This window comes from Pseudomonas sp. KCJK8993 (assembly GCF_046230915.1).
GTDB lineage: Bacteria > Pseudomonadota > Gammaproteobacteria > Pseudomonadales > Pseudomonadaceae > Aquipseudomonas > Aquipseudomonas piscis.
The window spans coordinates 1-19420 of record NZ_JBJJLO010000122.1 but is presented as its reverse complement, the minus strand read 5'-3'; the positions used below and the strand labels follow the sequence as shown (position 1 = coordinate 19420).

Annotated in this window: 17 protein-coding genes and 2 pseudogenes; 15 read left to right on the top strand and 4 right to left on the bottom strand. The window is 66.8% G+C overall.

Annotation, left to right across the window (positions count from 1 at the left end; all coding sequences use genetic code 11):
- From ACK6AU_RS27130 to ACK6AU_RS27075, 12 genes and pseudogenes are all read left to right on the top strand, one after another.
- The coding region (locus ACK6AU_RS27130; protein WP_409302562.1) for an RNA-binding protein at positions 1–1433 on the top strand (1433 nt) is incomplete at its 5' end.
- Between the two features lie 749 nt (positions 1434–2182).
- Positions 2183–3409, top strand: a complete 1227-nt coding sequence (locus tag ACK6AU_RS27125) for an RtcB family protein (protein WP_409302560.1) — start codon at positions 2183–2185, stop codon at positions 3407–3409.
- A 4-nt stretch (positions 3410–3413) separates the two neighbouring features.
- Entirely contained in the window at positions 3414–4754 is a 1341-nt protein-coding gene (locus ACK6AU_RS27120) for a PBS lyase (protein ID WP_409302558.1), read from the top strand.
- A gap of 16 nt (positions 4755–4770) precedes the next feature.
- A complete protein-coding gene (locus ACK6AU_RS27115) occupies positions 4771–5415 on the top strand; it encodes a hypothetical protein (RefSeq protein WP_409302556.1) in 645 nt (214 codons plus the stop codon).
- 14 nt (positions 5416–5429) lie between these two features.
- Positions 5430–6221 (top strand): nucleotidyltransferase domain-containing protein, encoded by a 792-nt coding sequence (locus ACK6AU_RS27110; protein WP_409302554.1) that lies wholly within the window; start codon positions 5430–5432, stop codon positions 6219–6221.
- 8 nt (positions 6222–6229) lie between these two features.
- Positions 6230–7261 carry an RNA 3'-terminal phosphate cyclase gene (rtcA, locus tag ACK6AU_RS27105; RefSeq protein ID WP_409302552.1) on the top strand — a complete coding sequence of 344 codons (1032 nt, stop codon included), beginning with the start codon at positions 6230–6232 and terminating at the stop codon, positions 7259–7261.
- Positions 7262–7297: 36 nt separating this feature from the next.
- A complete protein-coding gene (locus ACK6AU_RS27100) occupies positions 7298–7933 on the top strand; it encodes a glutathione S-transferase family protein (protein WP_185701104.1) in 636 nt (211 codons plus the stop codon).
- Between the two features lie 201 nt (positions 7934–8134).
- Positions 8135–8374 carry a DUF3144 domain-containing protein gene (locus ACK6AU_RS27095; protein WP_409302550.1) on the top strand — a complete coding sequence of 80 codons (240 nt, stop codon included), beginning with the start codon at positions 8135–8137 and terminating at the stop codon, positions 8372–8374.
- 202 nt (positions 8375–8576) lie between these two features.
- Positions 8577–8993 (top strand): hypothetical protein, encoded by a 417-nt coding sequence (locus ACK6AU_RS27090; protein WP_185701106.1) that lies wholly within the window; start codon positions 8577–8579, stop codon positions 8991–8993.
- A gap of 35 nt (positions 8994–9028) precedes the next feature.
- Positions 9029–9337, top strand: a complete 309-nt coding sequence (locus tag ACK6AU_RS27085) for a hypothetical protein (protein WP_409302548.1) — start codon at positions 9029–9031, stop codon at positions 9335–9337.
- A gap of 117 nt (positions 9338–9454) precedes the next feature.
- Positions 9455–10348: pseudogene (locus ACK6AU_RS27080) on the top strand (cache domain-containing protein); the annotation flags it as partial.
- On the top strand, positions 10334–11470 hold the full coding sequence (locus ACK6AU_RS27075; protein ID WP_409302564.1) for a methyl-accepting chemotaxis protein: 1137 nt from the start codon (positions 10334–10336) through the stop codon (positions 11468–11470). The pseudogene ACK6AU_RS27080 and the gene ACK6AU_RS27075, both read left to right, overlap by 15 nt.
- Before the next feature lie 87 nt (positions 11471–11557).
- On the opposite strand, the gene ACK6AU_RS27070 is transcribed toward ACK6AU_RS27075, so the two are convergent.
- Together ACK6AU_RS27070 and ACK6AU_RS27065 are read right to left on the bottom strand one after the other, a co-directional pair.
- A complete protein-coding gene (locus tag ACK6AU_RS27070) occupies positions 11558–11983 on the bottom strand; it encodes a hypothetical protein (protein ID WP_409302546.1) in 426 nt (141 codons plus the stop codon).
- Positions 11984–12014: 31 nt separating this feature from the next.
- Positions 12015–12965 carry a LysR family transcriptional regulator gene (locus ACK6AU_RS27065; RefSeq protein ID WP_409302544.1) on the bottom strand — a complete coding sequence of 317 codons (951 nt, stop codon included), beginning with the start codon at positions 12963–12965 and terminating at the stop codon, positions 12015–12017.
- A 131-nt stretch (positions 12966–13096) separates the two neighbouring features.
- Here ACK6AU_RS27065 and ACK6AU_RS27060 point away from each other — a divergent pair, with 131 nt between their 5' ends.
- Both ACK6AU_RS27060 and ACK6AU_RS27055 read left to right on the top strand, forming a co-directional pair.
- Positions 13097–14542 (top strand): MFS transporter, encoded by a 1446-nt coding sequence (locus tag ACK6AU_RS27060; protein ID WP_409302542.1) that lies wholly within the window; start codon positions 13097–13099, stop codon positions 14540–14542.
- Positions 14543–14578: 36 nt separating this feature from the next.
- Positions 14579–16309 (top strand): alkaline phosphatase D family protein, encoded by a 1731-nt coding sequence (locus ACK6AU_RS27055; RefSeq protein WP_185701112.1) that lies wholly within the window; start codon positions 14579–14581, stop codon positions 16307–16309.
- A gap of 162 nt (positions 16310–16471) precedes the next feature.
- On the opposite strand, the gene lysA is transcribed toward ACK6AU_RS27055, so the two are convergent.
- Positions 16472–17704, bottom strand: coding sequence for a diaminopimelate decarboxylase (gene lysA, locus ACK6AU_RS27050; protein ID WP_185701113.1), 1233 nt, complete (start codon positions 17702–17704; stop codon positions 16472–16474).
- A 130-nt stretch (positions 17705–17834) separates the two neighbouring features.
- On the opposite strand from lysA, the gene ACK6AU_RS27045 reads away from it, so the two are divergent.
- On the top strand, positions 17835–18758 hold the full coding sequence (locus ACK6AU_RS27045; RefSeq protein WP_409302540.1) for a LysR family transcriptional regulator: 924 nt from the start codon (positions 17835–17837) through the stop codon (positions 18756–18758).
- A 124-nt stretch (positions 18759–18882) separates the two neighbouring features.
- Here the strand turns inward: ACK6AU_RS27045 and ACK6AU_RS27040 are convergent.
- Positions 18883–19420, bottom strand: a pseudogene (locus tag ACK6AU_RS27040) (acetyl-CoA C-acetyltransferase); the annotation flags it as partial.

Sequence of the window (19420 nt, the reverse complement as noted above, 5' to 3'; positions counted from 1 at the left end):
CGGTCACCGGTTGCCTGAACTCGACCTTCTACACCTCGCCCGAGGATCAGCTGGAAGCCGTGTTGCAACTGGTGAGTGAAGTCGACAGCCGCTTCGTGGCCCAGGCCGCTCGCTACGCTCGCCAGCAAGGCCATATGAAGGACATGCCGGCGCTGCTGCTGGCGGCGCTGACCGCGCAACGTTCGGTCCAGGTGCCCGAGCTGTTCGCCCAGGTGGTGGACAACGGCAAGATGCTGCGCAACTACGTGCAGATCCTGCGTAGCGGCGTGACCGGTCGCAAGTCCCTGGGCTCGCAACCCAAGCGCCTGGTGCAGGAGTGGCTGAACAACGCCAGCGAGCGCCAGCTGCTGCAGGCATCGATCGGCAACCAGCCGTCGCTGGCGGATGTGGTCAAGATGGTCCACCCCAAGCCCCGCGAGGCCTGGCGCGAAGCTTTCTTCGCCTGGCTGATCGGCAAGCCGGTGGATGTCCAGGCGCTGCCCGGGCTGACCCGCGAGCTGCTGGCGTTTCGCAGCGGGGCCAGCACCCAGGTGCCGGATGTACCGTTCCAGTTGCTGGGCAACGAGACCCTGAGCGCCGAGCAATGGGCCGCCCAGGCTCGCAACATGGGCTGGCAGGGGCTGCGCATGAACCTCAACACCCTGGCTCGCCACGGTGCGTTCCAGGTGCGCGGTTGCACGGAGTATGTGGCGGCGCGCCTGGCGGATGCCGAGGAGGTGGCCAAGGCCCGGGTCTACCCTTACCAGCTGCTGGCGGCCTACCGCATGGCGGGAGAGGAGGTGCCGCAGCGGGTGCGCGAGGCGCTGCAGGATGCCCTGGAGCTGTCCCTGGCCAACGTGCCGGCGCTCAGCGGTTCGGTGGTGGTATGCCCGGACGTCTCGGGGTCGATGCACAGTCCGGTCACGGGGTATCGCCAGGGCGCCACCACGGCGGTGCGCTGCATCGATGTGGCGGCCCTGGTGGCGGCGGCGGTCCTGCGCAAGCGGCCGACGGCGCGGGTCATGCCGTTCGAGCGGGACGTGGTGGATATCCGCCTCAACCCCCGGGACAGCGTGATGACCAATGCCCAGAAGCTGGCGGCCATCGGTGGCGGCGGGACCAACTGCTCGGCACCCTTGGCGCAGCTGGCCAATGCGCGGTTCAAGCTGGACACGCTGATCCTGGTCTCGGACAACGAGTCGTGGATCGACGCCCGGCGCCATGGGGCCACTGAAACCATGCGCCAGTGGGAGCGGATCAAGGCGATCAACCCCAACGCCCGGCTGGTGTGCATCGATATGCAACCCGGGGCTACCACCCAGGCCCCGGACCGTGAGGACATCCTCAACGTCGGTGGCTTCAGCGATGCGGTGTTCGACGTAATCGAGCAGTTCATCGCCGGCAACTACGGTGGCCAGCACTGGGTGAAAGCCATCGAGGCCCTGGCGCCCTGAGCGCCAGGTCATTGAGTCAGAGCATGCGCCGGGCAGCCGGCGCACACAGAAGTTTCTTGATCATTGGCCCTGAATGCCGCTGTGACTACATCCAAAGGCGTCTCAGCAGATTTTGTCAGGGCCGGTGACGGCGCGAATGCCGGTGGCTGTACATCCTGGTCTTGCCGGTTCGAATCCGGCTATCAGCCACTCCTGTTGTCGCGCCACCTGTTTTGCGGTTTTTTGCGACGAATGCCGATGGAACTACATCCAAGGCTCGAGATGCGGGTGCAAGCCCCGCCGGTGCTCGAAAAGGGCGCCGTGGTTCAACCAGCAGAACGCGAGTGCATCGTTTCATCGATCCCTTGTCGTCGCAGGTTTTCCCCGCCTTGGCGGGATGGCAGCGAATGCCACGGGTACTACATCGTGTCGCGGGTTCGAGCCCCGCCAGCCGCAAGGCTGTAGCTCAGTGGGTAGAGCAAATGTGCCCGTTCCCTTGTCGCTGCCCGCAGGCCCGGCCTGCACCGATTGACCCGGCGAATGCCGGTGGAACTACAGGACAGCCTGGTCGCGGGTTCGATTCCCGCCCACCGCAAGGTGGTAGCTCAGGGGTAGAGCAGGCTGCATGTTTCACCCTTTTTTGTCGCCCAGGCCTGCCGGATGCCCGGCCGGCCACCCGATCGATCATGGGCGCAAGACTGCAATCCGCTCTTGCGCTGCCGATACAACAAGGCCCGGATTCGGGCCCCAGGAAGAAAGAGTAAAAAGATATGGAACGCAAGACCTACCAATTGCTGGAAGTCGCCAACGGTAAGCCAATCAAGATGTGGACCCAGGGCGTGCCCGTGGAAAACGAAGCCCGCCAGCAACTGATGAACACCGCCAAGATGCCCTTCATCTTCAAGCACCTGGCTGTGATGCCCGACGTCCACCTGGGTAAGGGATCGACCATCGGCAGCGTGATCCCCACCGTGGGCGCGATCATTCCGGCGGCGGTCGGGGTGGATATCGGCTGCGGGATGATCGCCGCCCGGACCTCGCTGACCGCCTCCGACCTGCCGGATAACCTGGCCGGGTTGCGTAGCGCCATCGAGCAGGCGGTGCCCCACGGTCGTACCTCGCCCCGTAGCGGACGAGACAAGGGGGCCTGGGGCGAGATCCCGCAACAGGCCGACCAGGCCTGGACGGCCCTGCATCCACGGTTCAAGGCGATCACCGATAAGTACCCGGCGCTGGCCAACAGCAACAACCGCCAGCACCTGGGAACCCTGGGAGGCGGGAATCACTTCATCGAGGTCTGCCTGGACGAGGCCAACCGCGTCTGGTTCATGCTCCATAGCGGTTCGCGCGGCGTGGGTAATGCCATCGGCAACCTGTTCATCAACCTGGCCCAGGCGGATATGCGCCAGCACATCGCCAACCTGCCGGACCGCGACCTGGCCTACTTCGAGGAAGGTAGCCAGCACTTCGATGATTACGTCGAGGCCGTGGCCTGGGCCCAGGATTTCGCCCGGCAGAACCGCGAGTTGATGATGCAACTGGTGATCCAGGCCACCCGCAAGGTGATCAGCAAACCCTTCGAAGTGGCGCTGGAGGCGGTGAACTGCCACCACAACTACGTACAGAAGGAGCGCCACTTCGGTGAAGAGGTGCTGGTGACCCGCAAGGGCGCGGTGTCGGCGAAGAAGGGCGAGTTGGGGATCATCCCCGGGTCGATGGGGGCCAAGAGCTTCATCGTCCGCGGATTGGGTAACGAGGAGGCGTTCTGCTCCTGCAGCCACGGTGCCGGTCGAACCATGAGCCGGACCAAGGCCAAGAACACCTTCACCCTGGCCGACCAGATCCGCGCCACCGCCCATGTGGAGTGCCGTAAGGATGAGAACGTGATCGACGAGATCCCGATGGCCTACAAGGACATCGACCAAGTGATGGACGCCCAGCGCGAACTGGTGGAAGTACTGCATACCTTGCGTCAGGTGGTATGCGTCAAGGGGTAGAGCGATGGATGTCATGGATATGCTGGAGTGCCCGCCCGATTGGCACTACCAACTGAGCGACTACGAAATTGGCCGGATGCGCGAAGTCTGGCAAACCCGGGACGAACACGATGCTTGGCTGGTCCTGAGCGGTTTTGGCAATGGCTTCGTCCGCCAGTCGGCAGTACGACGCCTGGCCCGCCAGCCGTCGGCCGCCGCCCTGGTGGTGCTGCTGGAGCGCCTCAACGATTGGGTGCCCCAGGTTCGCCAGGAGGCGGCTACGGCCGTGGAGCTGTACCTGGTGCCTGAACAGGGCGCCTTGTGGTTGCAGGTCCTGGGTCCGCTGCTGGCCTTGACCGCCAAGCAGCGGGTCAGCCACGGGGCGACCCTGGAACGGGTACGCGCGGTGCTGCAGTTGCCGCAAGTACGAGGCAAGGTCGAGCAGGCCTTTGGCGCTTGCCGGGGCCGGGCCGCACGGTTCGTCTTCGAGCTGTTGCTGGACAGTGGCGCGGATCGCCCGGCACTGCTGGCCCAGGCCCTGGGCCATGGCGAGGTCAGCGTGCGGCAGATGGCGGTGGACGCCTGTTCCGGGCTGGCTAAAGAGCAGGCCCGGCCGTTGCTGGAGCAGGTCATGCGGACCTCGGGCGCTAGCGTGCGGGTCAAGGCCCTGCGCTTGTTGCTGCCGCTGTTGGACGACCCGCGCGAGCAACTGCGCCAGGCCTTGCTCGACCCCTCGGCGGCCCTGCGTGGCCTGGGGCATTGGGCGGCGCCACGCTATGGCCTGGAGCCACGGGAAGTGCTGCTGGCCCGGGTGCTGCAACCGGCGCCGGCAAACCGGTCGCAGTGGCAGGGCCTGCTGGGCCTGGCCAGGGAACTGCAAGAGCCCCGGGCCGATGCCATGGTGCAACTGGCCCTGGCCTCGCCGGCCTTGAACACGCGTCTGCTGGCCCTGCATAGCCTGGGCGAGCGCGGCATGGCCTGGCAGCTCAAGGCCCTGGGCGATGTCTCGGACAAGGTCTTCGAGATGGCGGTCAGCCTGCTGCGCGAACAACCCTGGGCGGTATTCGACGAAGCCCTGGAGCAGTACCTGGATGTTCACTGGCCAGCGCTGCCTGCATGGCGCCAGCGGATGCTGCTGAGTCTCAAGCCGGGCTGGCGGCAGCTGGAGTACCTGCTGTGGCGCCTGGACCAGGCTCCACAACAGGCGAGCTACTGGCAGGCGCAATTGGCCGGTTGGTGCAGTGGGCGTTATGCGCTGTTCGACCCGGTGACCCCCAAGCCGCTGCGCGAGGCGCTGGCCCAGCGGGTACGAATGATGGAAAAGACTGGAGAGCTGCCGGCAGGTTCACTCAAGTGGCTGCCATGAACCAAGGAGAGCAAGCATGTCGTCGCCACTACTGAACCTGCAGGACAACGAGCAGATCCAGGCCCTGCGCCGGCAATTGAAAGAGGCAGGCTGCGTATTCGAGTTCGCCGTGCTGGACGTCGCGCCACAGGCCAGCATCGACCTTGATCTGCATCGCCAGGCCCTCGACGCCTTGTACCTGCAGATAGAAGAGCAGCGCCGGGAGGCGCGGCGCCGGCTGATCCAGGAGCATCCGCGCTATGCCGATCTCGGCGAGGCGTCGCCGATGCGCTGGGAACTGCAGCGGGCCGTGGCTCGGGAGCTGGATGCGCAAGAGCTCCAGCGCCTGGGTACCGCCAGCTGCATGTCAGGTCCGCAGGCCTTGTACCAGGCCTTTATCGACCCGCCTTACCGAACGCGTTTCCCCGAGGATGGCGAGCCGCCGGAGGCGATCTTCCAGCGTTGGCTGGCCCTGCTGGGGCTTGAACCCGGGGCGCAGCCGGTGGTGATCGACTGGGTGAGCGATTTGCAGCTGGATTGGCAGGTCGAGGGGACGGCGGCCAGCGAGGCCTGGAGCGATTATTTCGATGAGGGCCTGGAGTGGTGGGGCGTCTGGTGCCTGAGCATCTGGAACCCCGAGCGCCGGACCTTGGGGGTACTGATGGCCAGTGCCACCGATTGAACAGGAAGCAGGACATGCAAGTAGACAAGGAACTTCACCCCCTGGACGACGCCATGCGCGAACGGGTCCTGGAGGAGCTGGCGCGGATCGAGCGCGAGCGCAATGTGCAGGTGCTGTATGCCTGCGAGTCCGGTAGCCGGGCCTGGGGCTTCGCCTCCACCGACAGCGACTACGACGTGCGTTTCATCTACGTGGAGAAACCCGAGTGGTTCATCCAGGTGGACGCCGCGCGGGACGTGATCGAGCGCCCGCTGGACGATGAGCTGGATGTCAGCGGCTGGGAGCTGCGCAAGACCCTGGGGTTGCTGCGCAAGTCCAACCCGACCTTGCTCGAATGGCTCGATTCGCCCCTGGTGTATCGCCGCGAGGTGGCTGCGACCGCGCGTTTGCGCGAGCTGGCCGAGGCCTTCTACAGCCCGCCGGCGGCGCGCAACCACTACCTGTCGATGGCCCGGAAGAACTTCCGCGACTTTCTCCAGGGCGACAGCGTGCGGTTCAAGAAGTACTGCTATGTGCTGCGCTCGTTGCTGGCGGTGCGCTGGATCGACCAGGGCCGGGGCCGACCGCCCATGACCTTCGCCGAGCTGCTGGAGACCGTCGATGACCGGTGCTTGCTGGACGAGGTGGATGAACTGCTGGACTTGAAGCGCCATGCCATTGAATCCACCCATGGTCCCCGGCGCCCGGTGCTGCACGACTTCATCGCCGCCGAGCTGGAGCGCCCGGTGCCGAAGCTTGCGCGCACCCATGAAGACAATGCCTTGCTGGACGCCTACTTGAGAGACACCGTCCGGCACTACGCTTAAGGAACATGATGAAACAGGATGTGATCGAGCTGGACGGCGCCATTGGCGGCGGCCAGGTACTGCGCAGTGCCCTGAGCCTGTCGATGCTCACCGGCAAGGCCCTGCGGATCGGCAATATACGCGCCCGGCGCAGCCGCCCGGGCCTGATGCGCCAGCACCTGACGGCGGTCCAGGCCGCTGCCCAGGTGTGCGGGGCCAGGGTCCGGGGGGCCGAGCTGGGCTCCCAGGTGCTGGACTTCGAACCGGGGCCGATCCGTGGCGGCGACTACCGCTTCGCCATCGGCACCGCCGGCAGCTGCACCCTGGTGTTGCAGACCTTGCTGCCGGCCTTGCTCCAGGCCCCGGAACCCAGCCGGGTGACGGTTACCGGCGGCACCCATAATCCCCTGGCGCCGCCGGCGGATTTCCTCCAGTACTCCTGGCTGCCGCAGCTGCGGCGTATGGGCGCGCAGGTGGAGTTGCAGTTGCTGCGCCATGGTTTCGTACCGGCTGGCGGTGGCGAGCTGGAGCTGTTGGTACGGCCTTCGACCCTGCAGCCCGTGCATCTGCAAGAGCGTGGCGCCTTGCTCGGGCGTCGGGCCTGGGCCCTGAGCGCCGGCTTGCCGGAACATGTGGCCGAGCGTGAACTGCGGCGGGTGGGCAATCGCCTGGGGCTGTCCCGGGAGGAGCTGCAAGACGTGCAGCTGGATGAGCAATACGGTCCGGGCAACGTGCTGTTGCTGGAGTTCGCCTACGAGCACCTGACCGAGTTGTTCTGCGGTTTCGCCCAGAACAGCCTGCGGGCCGAAAGCGTCGCCGATGCCGCCATCGACCAGGCCCGGGAGTGGCTGGCCTCCGGCGCGGCGGTGGCCGAATGCCTGGCCGACCAGTTGTTGCTGCCCATGGCCCTGGCCGGTGGCGGCAGCTTCACCACGCCGCGCCTGACCAATCATCTGGCGAGCAATATCCAGGTGATCGAAGCCTTCCTGCCGGTGCGCTTGCAGACGCGCGCCCTGGGCGAGCAGATGCTGCACGTGGAGTGTCACTCCCGGGACCGATAGGCGTAGAGTGCCCCGGTCAACCTGGAGGTCGCCAAGATGTATCACTTGTATGGAAGCCAGGGCACGGGTTCGGCCATGGTCGAGATTGCCCTGGAGTATTGCCAGGCGCCGTATCGCTGTATCGAGGCCGCGCCCTGGCAAGCCAGCCCGGGGCGGGACGCCCTGGAGCGGCTCAATCCGTTGCTGCAGATTCCCACCTTGCAGTTGCCCGATGGCAGCATCCTCACGGAAAGCGCGGCGATCCTGATCCACCTCGGGTTGCAATTCGCCGATTCCGGGTTGCTGCCGACCCAGGCCGCGGCGCGGGCCCAGGTCATTCGTGGCTTGGTGTACATCGCCGCCAACTGCTACTCGGCGATCGGCATCCTCGACTATCCGGCGCGTTGGGTCAGTGATGCCGACCCGGCGCTGGAGGCGCGGGTGCGCCAGGCGACCGGGCAACGCCTGCACCACGCCTGGGAGCTGTTCGCCCGCCAGTTCGCTCCACGGCCTTTCCTTAGCGGCGACGCGCCCGGGGCCCTGGATATCCAGGCGGCGGTGGTGTCGCGCTGGGGCGGCGCCAGGGACGCGCTGCGCCACAGCCAGCCGCATTTCGTGGCCCTGCTCGAACGCATCGAGCACGAGCCCCGGGTGGCCCCGGTGCTGGCCCGGCACTGGCCCGAATCCCGCTGAGAGCCGGCTTGAGGTGTTGGGGGCAAAGTTGGCAGTCTGCGCGCCCGGATTCCCCCAGGTCCGATGGCGGGAGATGCCGATGCTGTCGATGCGGCTCAGCTTTCGCACACTCCAGGCGCGGCGCTGAAATCCGTCGGTTTTGCCGGGCAAAGCTCATATACTCCGGCGCCTCTTTTTCATACCCAGCAAAAGGACCCTCCTGTGGCCAACGAACCGGATCACCAGTTCTTCGATCGCGCCGACGCCATCATCGACCTGGCCAACTCCCAGGTCGCCACTAGCGGCCGTGGCAAGGTCAGCGCTTCGCTGATGTATGCCAATGCCCGTTTCTGCGCATTCATCCGCGCCACCGGCTGCCGTGACGCCGAGGAAATGGCCGCTTCCAAGCAGCAGACGCTGGACTACTTCGTCGATCAGTACACCAACCGTTCGCCAGAGTGAAGACCGCCGGCGCCGCCTGGCGCCGGGGCACCCAACCGCTGGTCCTGTTCCTGCCAGGAGTCCCGGGGCTTGCCGAGGGCTCGACTAGACTTCGTTTGCGGAGCGTCTTGCCGGGCGTTGCACCTGTACCAGAGGCCAGCGTCCGGTAGCGGCAGGCGCTGGCCGCAAGCAGGACATACCCAATCAGCAAGGAGTGCCAACCATGATCGTCATTCCACAACGTGTCATCGAAAACGGTAGTGTCATCTCGCTGCGTGGCGACTCGGGCAACTACATGTCGCGCATGGGCGCGACCGGCCTGGAGTTGTCCAAGGGCTCCATCGATCAGTACTGCAAGTTCAGGGTGGTGCTGGTGCAGATCGGCACCGACAAGAAGCTCGCCCTGCAGGGCGATACCGGCAAGTTCATGTCGCGCATGGGGGCCACGGGCCTGGAGCTGTCCAAGGACAGCATCGACCCGTATTGCCAGTTCGCCTACGCCATCGATACGGCCAGCGGCCAGATATCCCTGCGTGGGGACAACGGCAAGTGGATGTCGCGCATGGGCGAGAAGGGCCTGGAGCTGTCCAAGGACGGCATCGATCGCTTCAGCCAGTTCATGCTGGTGCTCGAAGGTTGAGGCGCACGCGATAAGGGCTCAAGCCGCAGGTGACCATGCTTCTATGGCTCGAGCCTGCGGCTCGGCCTTACCGGCTCCGCGCCAGGACCTCCATCAACTCGCCGCCGTTCTTCACCGCGATCACCGTGGCCAGCAAATCCTCCAGGCAGGTCAGGCTGCCTGACCCTGGAGCTGGCCGGCTCCTGGTCCAGGTCAATGCGGTGGCGCCGGGGATCGTCGATCCCGCTTTGCATCCGACCGAACCGCAGACCCGTGCCGCGCTCCAGGCCCTGGCCCCCAGGGGGCGTACCGGCGGTGAGACAGTGACGGCAATCCGCCGGCGCGAGCGCAACAGGCGAGGCTGACGCATCGGGCGTGCCCTGGCCGGAAGCGATTTTTATGTGAACGATGTCACTCTTTTCTCAAGGGAATACCAGTCGCGGTCGATAACCTCCGGATGCCTAACTGATACGGAGTTCGTCATGGCTTTGCTTCCGGTTCGTCTGTCTCATCGTTTGACCCTCGGCAGCGTGCTGCTGTTGCTGTTCACGGCGCTGGCGGTTTTTGCCGTGATGACCCTGCGGGGACAACCCAAGGTAGTGGAGGCGAGCTCGGCGTTGATCGAACAGACAGGCAGTGCCATCGTCCGTCAACTGGCCTTGCAGTTGGCGGGAATCGAAGGCGTGACCGTGAGCATGGCGCACATGGTCGAGGGCCTGCCCAAGGAGCCGGAGCTGGTCATGGCCACCGCGCCCAAGGTGATCGACCACGAGAACGACAAGGCCATCGCCGGTGGCGGGATCTGGCCGGAACCCAATGCCTTCGCCCCGGGCGTGGAACGCCGCAGCTTCTTCTGGGGCCGCAGCGACGCGGGCTCGCTGGTGTATTCCGATGACTACAACGCCGCCGGCAGCGCCGGTTATCACCATGAAGCCTGGTACACGGGGGCGCGCAATAGCGCCGCCGGGCACTGCCTGTGGTCCGAGGCCTACCAGGACCCGGTGACCCAGGTACCGATGACCACCTGCAGCGTGCCCTATCGCCAGGGCGGCGCCTTTGCCGGGGTGGCCACCATCGACCTGCGCCTGGACGACCTGGCGCGCTTTCTCAAGGAACAGGGTTCGGTCACCGGCGGTTATGCCTTCGCCCTCGACCAGGCCGGCAACGTCCTGTACTTCCCCGATGCCCAGGCCAGCGGCGGCGGGCAGATGCTCAGCTTCGACGCCTTGAGCAAGCAGCAGGCCTGGTTGCGCCCGGTGGCCCAGGCCCTGGCTGGCGCGGCGCGTCCCGGCCAGGTGCGCAGCCTCGACCTGGATCGCGACGGACGCTTGCAGGAAGCGGCGCGGGTCAGCCTGTTCACCATGCCCGGCACTGGCTGGACCATCGGCCTGGTGACTCCCGAGGAGCGGGTCACCGGCCTGGCCCGGGCCATGACCACCGAGATCCTGGCATTCCTCCTGCCGTTGCTGGCCCTGTTGCTGTTCTTCGCCTGGCTGGCGGGCAACAAGCTGATTGCCCAGCTCGAGGAAACCACCCGCCAGATCGATGCCCTGGGCAGTGGCCAGGCCACCGACAATGCCGAGTTGCACGTGGATCGGGCCGATGAGATCGGCGCCTTGCGTGGCGCGGTCAACCGCTATGCCGGGCAGTTGCGGCAGATGCTGCAGAAGATCGCCAGCGAAGCCCGCCAGTTGCAGAGCGAAGCCGCGCGCCTGGGCGAATTGAGCAGCACCCTGGCCCGGCGCGCCGAGCAGCAGCGCCAGGAAAATACCCAACTGGCCACGGCCATCACCGAGATGTCCTCCAGTGCCCAGGAGGTGGCGCAGAACACCAACAACTGCGCCGACACCGCGCGCCAGTCGCTGGAAGTGGTGCAGGATGGCCAGCAACGGGTGGCGGCCAACAGCGAGTCGATCCAGCAGCTGTCCACGGAAATGGCCGAGGCGGCCTCGGTGATCCAGCGCCTGGAGCAGGACAGCCAACAGGTGGGCGCGGTCCTGGACGTGATCAAGGCCATCTCCGAGCAGACCAACTTGCTGGCCCTCAATGCCGCCATCGAGGCGGCCCGGGCCGGCGAGCAGGGCCGTGGTTTCGCCGTGGTGGCCGACGAGGTGCGGACCCTGGCCGGGCGTACCCAGACCTCGGCCAACGAGATCAGTGGCATGATCAACGACTTGCAGCAGGCTTCGCGCCAGGCGGTACAGGCCATCCAGTCCGGCGAGTCGCGCACCCGCCAGGCGGTGGGCGAGGCGGCCGGGGCGTCGGATGCGCTGTCGAGCACGGTCAACAGCTTCGATGACATTTCCCAGCGGGCGCAGCAGATTGCCGTGGCGGCGCAAGAGCAGAGCCACGTGACCCAGGAAATCAACGAGCTGGCGGTGCGTATCCACAGCATCAGCGAAGACAACGCCCGGGACGCCCAGGCCCTGGACAAGGTCAGCGAGGCCATGCAGGCCTTGTCAGGACGCCTGGCCGACCTCAGTCACGGTCAGATCTGACGCCGCGCCCGCCCGACTCGGGTCGGGCGGGCGGCTTCGGCCTTTTTCGCCGCCGGGTCCGCCGGCGCCGAATCAGCGGTACGCCCGCTATTGCAGCTTGAAGTTCAGCAACAAGCCCAATGCCACACCGAAGAACCCCAGCAGGCCGCTGCCCAGGGCGCTGCGTGGCGGGCGGCGTTTGGCCAGGTAGCGGGCCGCGGCGCCGCCGAGCACCGCGCCGGGGAAGTCGAGCAGGTAGTAGATCCAGCCCAGGGCATCCTGCGGGGTGGTGATCCACAGGCAGAACAGCAACAGGTGGATGGCCAGGGCCAGGGCGGCACCGGCGACCATGGCCGAGGCCGGGCGGGTCAGGAGCAGCAAGCCGAGGACCAGCGCCTGGGGCAGCCAGTAGCCCGCGAAGTTGTCCCAGAAGTAGTCCTGCGGCTCCATGGCCCGGGCAATGGCCAGGGCCATGCCCAGGATGATGGCGATGATGGCGGGCAGGTGCTGGAGCGGTAGGCGGTGCAGTGGCATGAGGACCTCAGGACGGGCGGGCAGGGACTTTTTACGGTCCGGGGCCGCGCCTGTCCAGTGCCACGTGGACGGTTTCCGCGCAGGTGGCGCCCGGCGTGCTGCACAGCTCGTGCACGCACTGGCGTAGCCAGCGGTGGGCCGGGTCGGCCTCCATCCGGGGGTGCCAGAGCAGGGAAATGGTCATCGGCGCGAGCGCCACGGGCAGCTCGAAGGCATGCAGGCCGGCCCGCAGGTTGCTGGTGTGGCGCTCGGGCACCATGGCGATCAGGTCCGAGCCCCGGGCCAGGGCCAGGGCGGCGGAGAACCCGCTGACCAGGGCCGTCACCTGGCGTGCCAGGCCCAGCGCCTGGAGGGCCGCGTCCATGGGACCATGGGCGTGCCCCTGGTGGGAGACGAGGATGTGCTGGCCGGCCAGGTACTCGTCGAGGCCGACCGGGCCCCGGCTCAAGGGGTGGCCGGCGCGTACCACGCCGACGAAGCGATCGCGAAACAACGCCCGGGTGCGCAGCTCGGGGCTGGTGTCGGCATCCACCACCGCTGTTTCCAGATCGATGCTGGCCTCGCGCAGGGGCTGGCTGTCGCGGTCCAGCTTGGGCACGAAATGCATCCGCACGCCCGGCGCTTCCCGCAGCAGGCGGGCGAGCAGCGCCGGGCCGAAGTTCTCGACGAAACCGTCGCGGCTGCGCAGGGTGAAGGTTCGACGCAACTGCCGCAGGTCCACCTCGGTGGCCGGACGCAAGGCGGCCAGGGCTTCCTCTACCAGGGGGCCAATCCGCTGGCGCAGCTCCAGGGCCCGGGGCGTGGGCACCAAGCCGCGCCCGGCGCGCACCAGCAACGGGTCGCCAGTGGCCTGGCGCAAGCGGGCCAAGGCCCGGCTCATGGCCGAGGGGCTCAGTTGCAGGCGTGCGGCGGCGCGCGCCACGCTGCCTTCGACCAGCAGCACGTCCAGGGTCAGCAACAGATTCAGATCGGGAGTCGACATGGGCGCAATCTAGCATGGCCGAACGCGGCTGGCATGGCGTGGCCTGCAGCTAATAAATGCACCGGCCGCGCCTTCCGCCTGGTGATGGGCGGCCCTAGGCTGGCGGGCATCATGTTGCTGGAGCCTGTGCGATGCCCATTCCCGAATCCGATCCCACCTCCCGGGAGGCCCTGGCGCCCCGTGCGCGCTGGGCCCTGGCCAGCCTGTCGCTGGCAATGCTGATGCCGTCCCTGGACACCAGCATCGCCAATGCCGCGCTGCCGAGCCTGGCCCTGAACCTGGAGGCGTCCTTCCAGCAGGTGCAGTGGATTGTCCTGGCCTATCTGCTGGCCGTCACTACCCTGATCGCCAGCGCCGGGCGCCTGGGCGACCTGCTGGGACGGCGGCGGGTGCTGCTCTGGGGCATCACCCTGTTCACCCTGGCCTCGTTGTGCTGCGGCCTGGCCCCGGACCTGGGCTGGTTGCTGGTGGCCCGCGCCCTGCAAGGCCTGGGAGCGGCAGTGATGCTGGCCTTGAGCATGGCCCTGGTGGGCGATGCGCTGCCCAAGGCCCGCACCGGGGCTGCCATGGGCTGGCTGGGCAGCATGTCGGCTTTGGGCACCACTCTGGGCCCGGCCCTTGGCGGCCTGATACTGGCCAGCATCGATTGGCGCTGGATGTTCCTGGTCAATGTGCCCCTGGGGCTGGTGGCGCTGCTGCTGGCCTGGCGTTGCCTGCCCGCGGACCGGCCGGTGGCGTCGGCCAGTGCCTTCGATGTGCCCGGCAGCGTGCTCCTGGCTTTGAGCCTGGGCGCCTATGCCCTGGCCCTGACCCTGGGGCATAACCGGCTGGCGCCGCTGAACCTGGGCCTGCTGGCGGCCAGCGCGGCGGGAGTCGTCCTGCTGGTTCGCGTCGAGCGCCGGGCGACTGCGCCGCTGTTCCAGCCGGACCTTTTGCGCCGGCCACAACTGCGAAGCAGCTTGTGGCTGAGCCTGCTGGTGTCGACGGTGATCATGACCACCCAGGTGATAGGGCCGTTCTATCTGTCCCGGGGGTTGGGGCTGGACACCCTGGCGGTGGGCCTGAGCCTGTCCCTGGGGCCACTGGTGGCGACCTTGAGTGGCGCACCCGCCGGGCGCCTGGTGGATCGCTACGGTGCCCGGTCGCTGTCCCGGCTCGGCTTGCTGGGCCTGGGCAGCGGCCTGGGCCTGCTGGCGCTGCTGCCCCTGAGCCTGGGACTGGCGGGCTACCTGCTGCCGCTGGCTCTGGTTACCGCCAGCTATGCGTTGTTCCAGGCGGCCAACAACAGCCTGGTGATGCTCGATGTGGCGCCACGGCAGCGCGGACTGACGGCGGGCCTGCTGAGCCTGTCGCGCAACGTCGGGCTGATCAGTGGCGCGGCGGCCATGGGCGCGCTGTTCGCCTGGGGCGCGCAGCCGCAGGCGGGAGGGCGGGGCGGCGTCGAGGCGGTGGCCAGCGGTATGCATTGGACCTTCGGCATGGCGGCGTTGCTGATGTTGCTGGCGCTGGCCATCGCCGGCCGCGACCGGCTGTCCGAGCAGGCCGGTGCGGCTTGTCGGCCGGCGCGCTCCGACTAAGCTTGGCCAGCACAACCCACCAAGGAGCTGGTAACCGTGAGCACTCTTCGCACCCCGTCCCTGGGCCCGATCGTCGGACATACCACCGATACTTCCTGCCGCTTGTGGATCGCCGCCTCGGACGCCCTGGATGAGAAGGGCGTGGCCGAGGACATCCGTACCATCGGCGTCATTGGTGTGGTGGGCGGCAACGGCCGGGTGGCCGCCGACAACATCTACTACTTTCGCCTGCGTCGCGAGTATCACCGCACCGGCACCTTCAACCTCGGAGTCGACGTCAACCTGTGGCGCAACGAGACCGAGCGCAAGCAGCTCAAGCCCTTCCTGCTCACACCCGCCACCCACTACCGGGTGCGCATGGCTTCGCTGAATGTCGATGACGCGGGTTCCATCGATGATGAGGTCTCCAGCGAATCGGTGGTCCAGCGCCTGCCGCCAGCCTCGGCCTGGGCCAGCGACCTGAACCGCCTCGGCGCCGAACGGGTGTATGTGGAGGCCGAGTTCACCACCCACGCCAGTGCCGACGCTGGGGCGGCTTCCGAGCCCTTGAGTTTTCTCCTGGGTTCCTGCCGGTACCCGGGGTTGCCGTGGCAACGGCGGGATTCGGATGCGATCTTCGGGCCCATGCTCAGCGAGCATGGCGATACCCGGTTCGTGCTGATGGTGGGGGACCAGATCTATGCCGATCTGTACAACCGCGCGGTGCCCATCGGCCGGGCGGACAGCTACAAGGAGTTCGAGGAGCGTTACCACACTGCCTTCGGCTCGCCCTTCATCAGCCGCTTGCTGGCGCACAAACCCACCTACATGATCCTCGATGATCATGAGATCGAGGACAACTGGACGCAGGATCGCATCGACAAGAACCTTGGCAAGCGCACCTTGTTCAATTGGGCCATGGGCGCCTACATGAGTTACCAGTGGAGCCATGGCCCGCGCTTCGAGGACAGCTATGTGCAGAACCGCGCGATGTCCGGCAACGATCAGTACCTCAAGCACCGCTCGGTCAAGCAGCTGTTCTACGACTTCTCCTGCGCAAGCTACCCGTTCTTCGTGCTGGATACCCGAACCCAGCGCTTTCTCGATGATGAGCCCGGCGCCCTGCCGGACAACCATCTGCTGGGACGACCCTCGCTGCACCCAGCCGAACCCGGCCAGCTGGATCGCTTGTGTGCCTGGTTGCGGCATATGCAGGAGGATCGTGGCAACACCCCCAAGTTCGTGGTGACCTCCAGCGTCTTCGTGCCCAATGGCGTCGATACCGCAGGGGAGGGGCCGCGCTACGATCGGCGCAAGAACGAGAGCGACTCCTGGTCGGCGTTCCCCACCACCCGCCGCATCGTGCTGGAAACCATCGCCCTGTACCAGGTGCAGAACGTGGTGTTCCTGTCCGGCGACATTCACTGCTCGAACATTTCCCAGCTGGAGTTCAGTGACGGGGTCCAGGGTATCAAGGCCTACGCCGTCACCTCGTCGGCCTTCTACTGGCCGTTCCCGTTTGCCGACGGCGACCCCGCCGGCTACGTGCACGACTCGCGATCCCCCGAGACCCCGGACAGTTTTGCCCTGAAAAACGTCAAGGGCACCATGGACTACCGCACCTGGGCCTTCACCCAGGCCGACAACTTCGCCCGCCTGGACCTGCACCCCGACACCGCTGAACTGCAGGTGCAGTTCTACGGCACCGACGGCAAGCCCCTGCTGACCCGCAAGCAGGACGACGCCGTGAACGACCGGCCGGAACGGCTGCAACTGGCGCCCTGGTAGGCCAATACCGCTCAGTTAATGGAACTGTAGGAGCCAGGCTTGCCCGCGATGGACTGGGGAGCGCTGGGTCTATCCCGTAGGCACGCGCTACCGTTAACGACCCTCGCGAGCAATCGACCGGCTGCTCCTACAGGGGGGATTCAATCCCGATGACAAGCCCAGTTACAGCCCCAGCTCCAGTGCCAGCAGGTCCGCCAGGGGCTGGCGGCGGCGGATCAGGCGCGGCTGGCCGTTTTCGAACAGCACTTCAGGCAGCAGGGTCCGGCTGTTGTAGTTGGAGGACATGCTGGCGCCATAGGCACCGGTATCGTGCAGTACCAGCAGGTCGCCGACCTGGGCCTGGGGCAGCAGGCGCGGGGTCAGGCACTCGTCGTCCTGGGTGAAGATGTCGCCGGACTCGCACAGCGGGCCGCCGACCACGGTCGGTCGTTGCGGACGCTGGACCGCTTGGCCATTGGCGTCCAGCAGGCTCATGCCGTGGTAGGCGCCATACATGGCCGGGCGCATCAGGTCGTTGAAGCCGGTATCCACCAGCACGAAGTGATGCTGGCCGGCGTCCTTGACCACCCGCACTTCGCTGACCAGGCAACCGGCCTCGGCCACCAGGAAGCGTCCGGGCTCGATCTCCATGTGTACGCCGTGGCCCAGGTAGGCCTCGATTTCCTCGCGGGCGACTTTCCAGGCGTTGGCGTAGCGCTGCACGTCCACCGCGGTATCGCCGTCGCGATAGGGGGTGGACAGGCCGCCGCCGATGGAGAACGCCTCGATGTCGTGGTCCAGGGACTTGACCGCCGCGACCATGGCCGCGCCCACCTGCTCCAGGTGGTCGTAGTCGACCCCGGAGCCGATGTGCATGTGCAGGCCCACCAGGTGCAGCTGGTGCTGGCGTATCACCGCCAGGGCCTCGCCCACCTGGTCGTGCCAGATGCCATGCTTGCTGTTTTCCCCGCCGGTGTTGGTCTTGCGGCTGTGGCCGTGGCCGAACCCGGGGTTGATCCGCAGCCAGACCCGATGCCCGGGGGACTGTTCGCCCAGCTGGCGGAGCATGTCGATGGAGCCGGCGTTGACCTCTACTTGCAGTTCCACCACACGCTTGAGAGTGGCCTCGTCGAACAGGTCGCAGGTGAAGACGATCCCGCCGTTGGCCGGGCTGAAACCGGCCAGCAGGGCTCGCTCGATCTCACCCAGGGAGACCGCATCGACCCGCACCCCGGCTTCGCGGATCAGGCGCAGCAGGTGCAGGTTGGACGAGGCCTTCTGGGCATAGCGCACCACGTCGAAGGCTTGCAACTGGGCGATGCGCGCCTGAAGGGTGGCGGCGTCGTAGCACCACAGGGGAGTGCCGTATTGGCGGGCGGCGGCGACGAGTTGGGCGGGAGCGAAGGGAATGGCCATGGTCTGTGCAGTCTGTGGTCAGTGAGAGTGGGGGCAGCATGCCGCTTCCTGGCTATTCAATAAAATATCTATTCTTTGCTATCTGATTCAGTTTTGATATGGATTGATCAACTCAACGAGCCCTCTCGCCATGGATATCTCCCTGCGCCACATCGAAGTGTTCCGCGCCATCATGCAGGCCGGCAGCGTCACCGGCGCGGCGCGCCTGTTGTTCACCTCGCAACCCACGGTCAGTCGTGAACTGGCGCGGCTGGAAAGCCTGTCCGGCCTGCGCCTGTTCGATCGCGAAGGCGGACGCCTGCTGCCCACGGCCCAGGCCCTGCTGTTGCTCGAAGAAGTGGAGCGGGCCTATGTCGGCCTGGAGCGAATCAACAGCGTGGCCCGCTCGATCCGTCGCTTCGAGCATGGCCAACTGAGCCTCTGTTGCCTGCCGCTGTTCTCCCAAACCCTGCTGCCCCCAGTGTGCAAGGACTTCCAGGCCCGGCACCCGGGCATCGGCCTGAGCATCAGCGCCCAGGAATCGCCGCTGCTGGAGGAGTCACTCAGTGCCCAGCGCCACGACCTGGGTCTGACCGAAAGCGAGCACCTGCCCCGGGGTACCCAGGGCGAGTTGCTGTTCTGTGCCGACATGGTCTGCATCCTGCCCGAAGGCCATCCGTTGCTGGCCAAGGCGCGGCTGTCGGTGGCGGACTTTGGCGGCCAGAACTTCATCAACCTCTCGGGCCTGGATATCTATCGGCAGACCCTGGACGAGCATTTTCGCCAGGCCGGGGTTGACCGGAGGATAGTGATCGAGACCACCAATGCCGCCTCGGTGTGCGCCATGGTGCGGCAGAAGCTGGGGGTGGCGATCATCAATCCATTGAGTGCCATGGAGGAGGCGGGGCGCGGCCTGGCGATCCGGCCATTGCAACTGTCGGTGCCTTACAAAGTGATGCTGGTGCGTCCGGATTACCGGCCCTCGTCGAGTTTCGTCGAAGGGTTTTGCCAGTCATTGCGCCAGCAAGCGCTGCGCCTGGGCGGGCAGCTCAAGGAATGGGTGAGCGAGCACTAGGGCAGAGAGGGGATCCCGGTGCGTGAGCACCGGGAGGGCAGGCTAGCCGGTGGATGTCGTGGGTCCGCCGGTTTGCCGATGCTCGTTGTGCTGCGGGCCACCAGGGTGGCCCGCAGCAGAGGCGTTAGCGCTCGATGGCCAGGGCCACGCCCTGGCCGCCGCCGATGCACAGGGTAGCCAGGCCCTTATGGGCATCGCGCTTGATCATTTCATGCAACAGGGTCACCAGCACCCGGCAGCCCGAGGCGCCGATGGGGTGGCCGATGGCGATGGCGCCGCCATTGACGTTGACCTTGGCTGGGTCCCATGCAAGCTCCTTGGCCACCGACAGCGACTGCGCGGCGAAGGCTTCGTTGGCTTCGATCAGGTCCAGTTGGTCGAGGCTCCAGCCGGCCTTCTCCAGGCAGCGGCGGGGGGCCGGGACCGGGCCGACGCCCATGATCGCCGGATCGACCCCGGCGTTGGCGTAGGCGGCGATCCTGGCCAGTACCGGCAGGCCCAGGGCCCGGGCCTTGGTGGCGCTCATCAGCATCACCGCGGCGGCGCCGTCGTTCAGCGCGGAAGCGTTGCCGGCGGTGGCCCCGGCCGCCTTCTTGAACGCCCGCTTGGGGTTTGCCCGGGCCCCGGCCGGGGGGGCGGGGGGGGGGGGGCCCGTGGGGGGG

Coding starts and splice junctions, on each gene's coding strand:
- ACK6AU_RS27090 (WP_185701106.1), top strand. CDS start 8,577: ATGATCGTCATTCCACAACGTGTCATCGAAAACGGTAGTGTCATCTCG.
- ACK6AU_RS27125 (WP_409302560.1), top strand. CDS start 2,183: ATGGAACGCAAGACCTACCAATTGCTGGAAGTCGCCAACGGTAAGCCA.
- ACK6AU_RS27110 (WP_409302554.1), top strand. CDS start 5,430: ATGCAAGTAGACAAGGAACTTCACCCCCTGGACGACGCCATGCGCGAA.
- lysA (WP_185701113.1), bottom strand. CDS start 17,704: ATGGCCATTCCCTTCGCTCCCGCCCAACTCGTCGCCGCCGCCCGCCAA.
- ACK6AU_RS27075 (WP_409302564.1), top strand. CDS start 10,334: ATGCCCGGCACTGGCTGGACCATCGGCCTGGTGACTCCCGAGGAGCGG.
- ACK6AU_RS27045 (WP_409302540.1), top strand. CDS start 17,835: ATGGATATCTCCCTGCGCCACATCGAAGTGTTCCGCGCCATCATGCAG.
- ACK6AU_RS27115 (WP_409302556.1), top strand. CDS start 4,771: ATGTCGTCGCCACTACTGAACCTGCAGGACAACGAGCAGATCCAGGCC.
- ACK6AU_RS27100 (WP_185701104.1), top strand. CDS start 7,298: ATGTATCACTTGTATGGAAGCCAGGGCACGGGTTCGGCCATGGTCGAG.
- ACK6AU_RS27070 (WP_409302546.1), bottom strand. CDS start 11,983: ATGCCACTGCACCGCCTACCGCTCCAGCACCTGCCCGCCATCATCGCC.
- ACK6AU_RS27060 (WP_409302542.1), top strand. CDS start 13,097: ATGCCCATTCCCGAATCCGATCCCACCTCCCGGGAGGCCCTGGCGCCC.
- ACK6AU_RS27065 (WP_409302544.1), bottom strand. CDS start 12,965: ATGTCGACTCCCGATCTGAATCTGTTGCTGACCCTGGACGTGCTGCTG.
- rtcA (WP_409302552.1), top strand. CDS start 6,230: ATGAAACAGGATGTGATCGAGCTGGACGGCGCCATTGGCGGCGGCCAG.
- ACK6AU_RS27085 (WP_409302548.1), top strand. CDS start 9,029: ATGCTTCTATGGCTCGAGCCTGCGGCTCGGCCTTACCGGCTCCGCGCC.
- ACK6AU_RS27120 (WP_409302558.1), top strand. CDS start 3,414: ATGGATGTCATGGATATGCTGGAGTGCCCGCCCGATTGGCACTACCAA.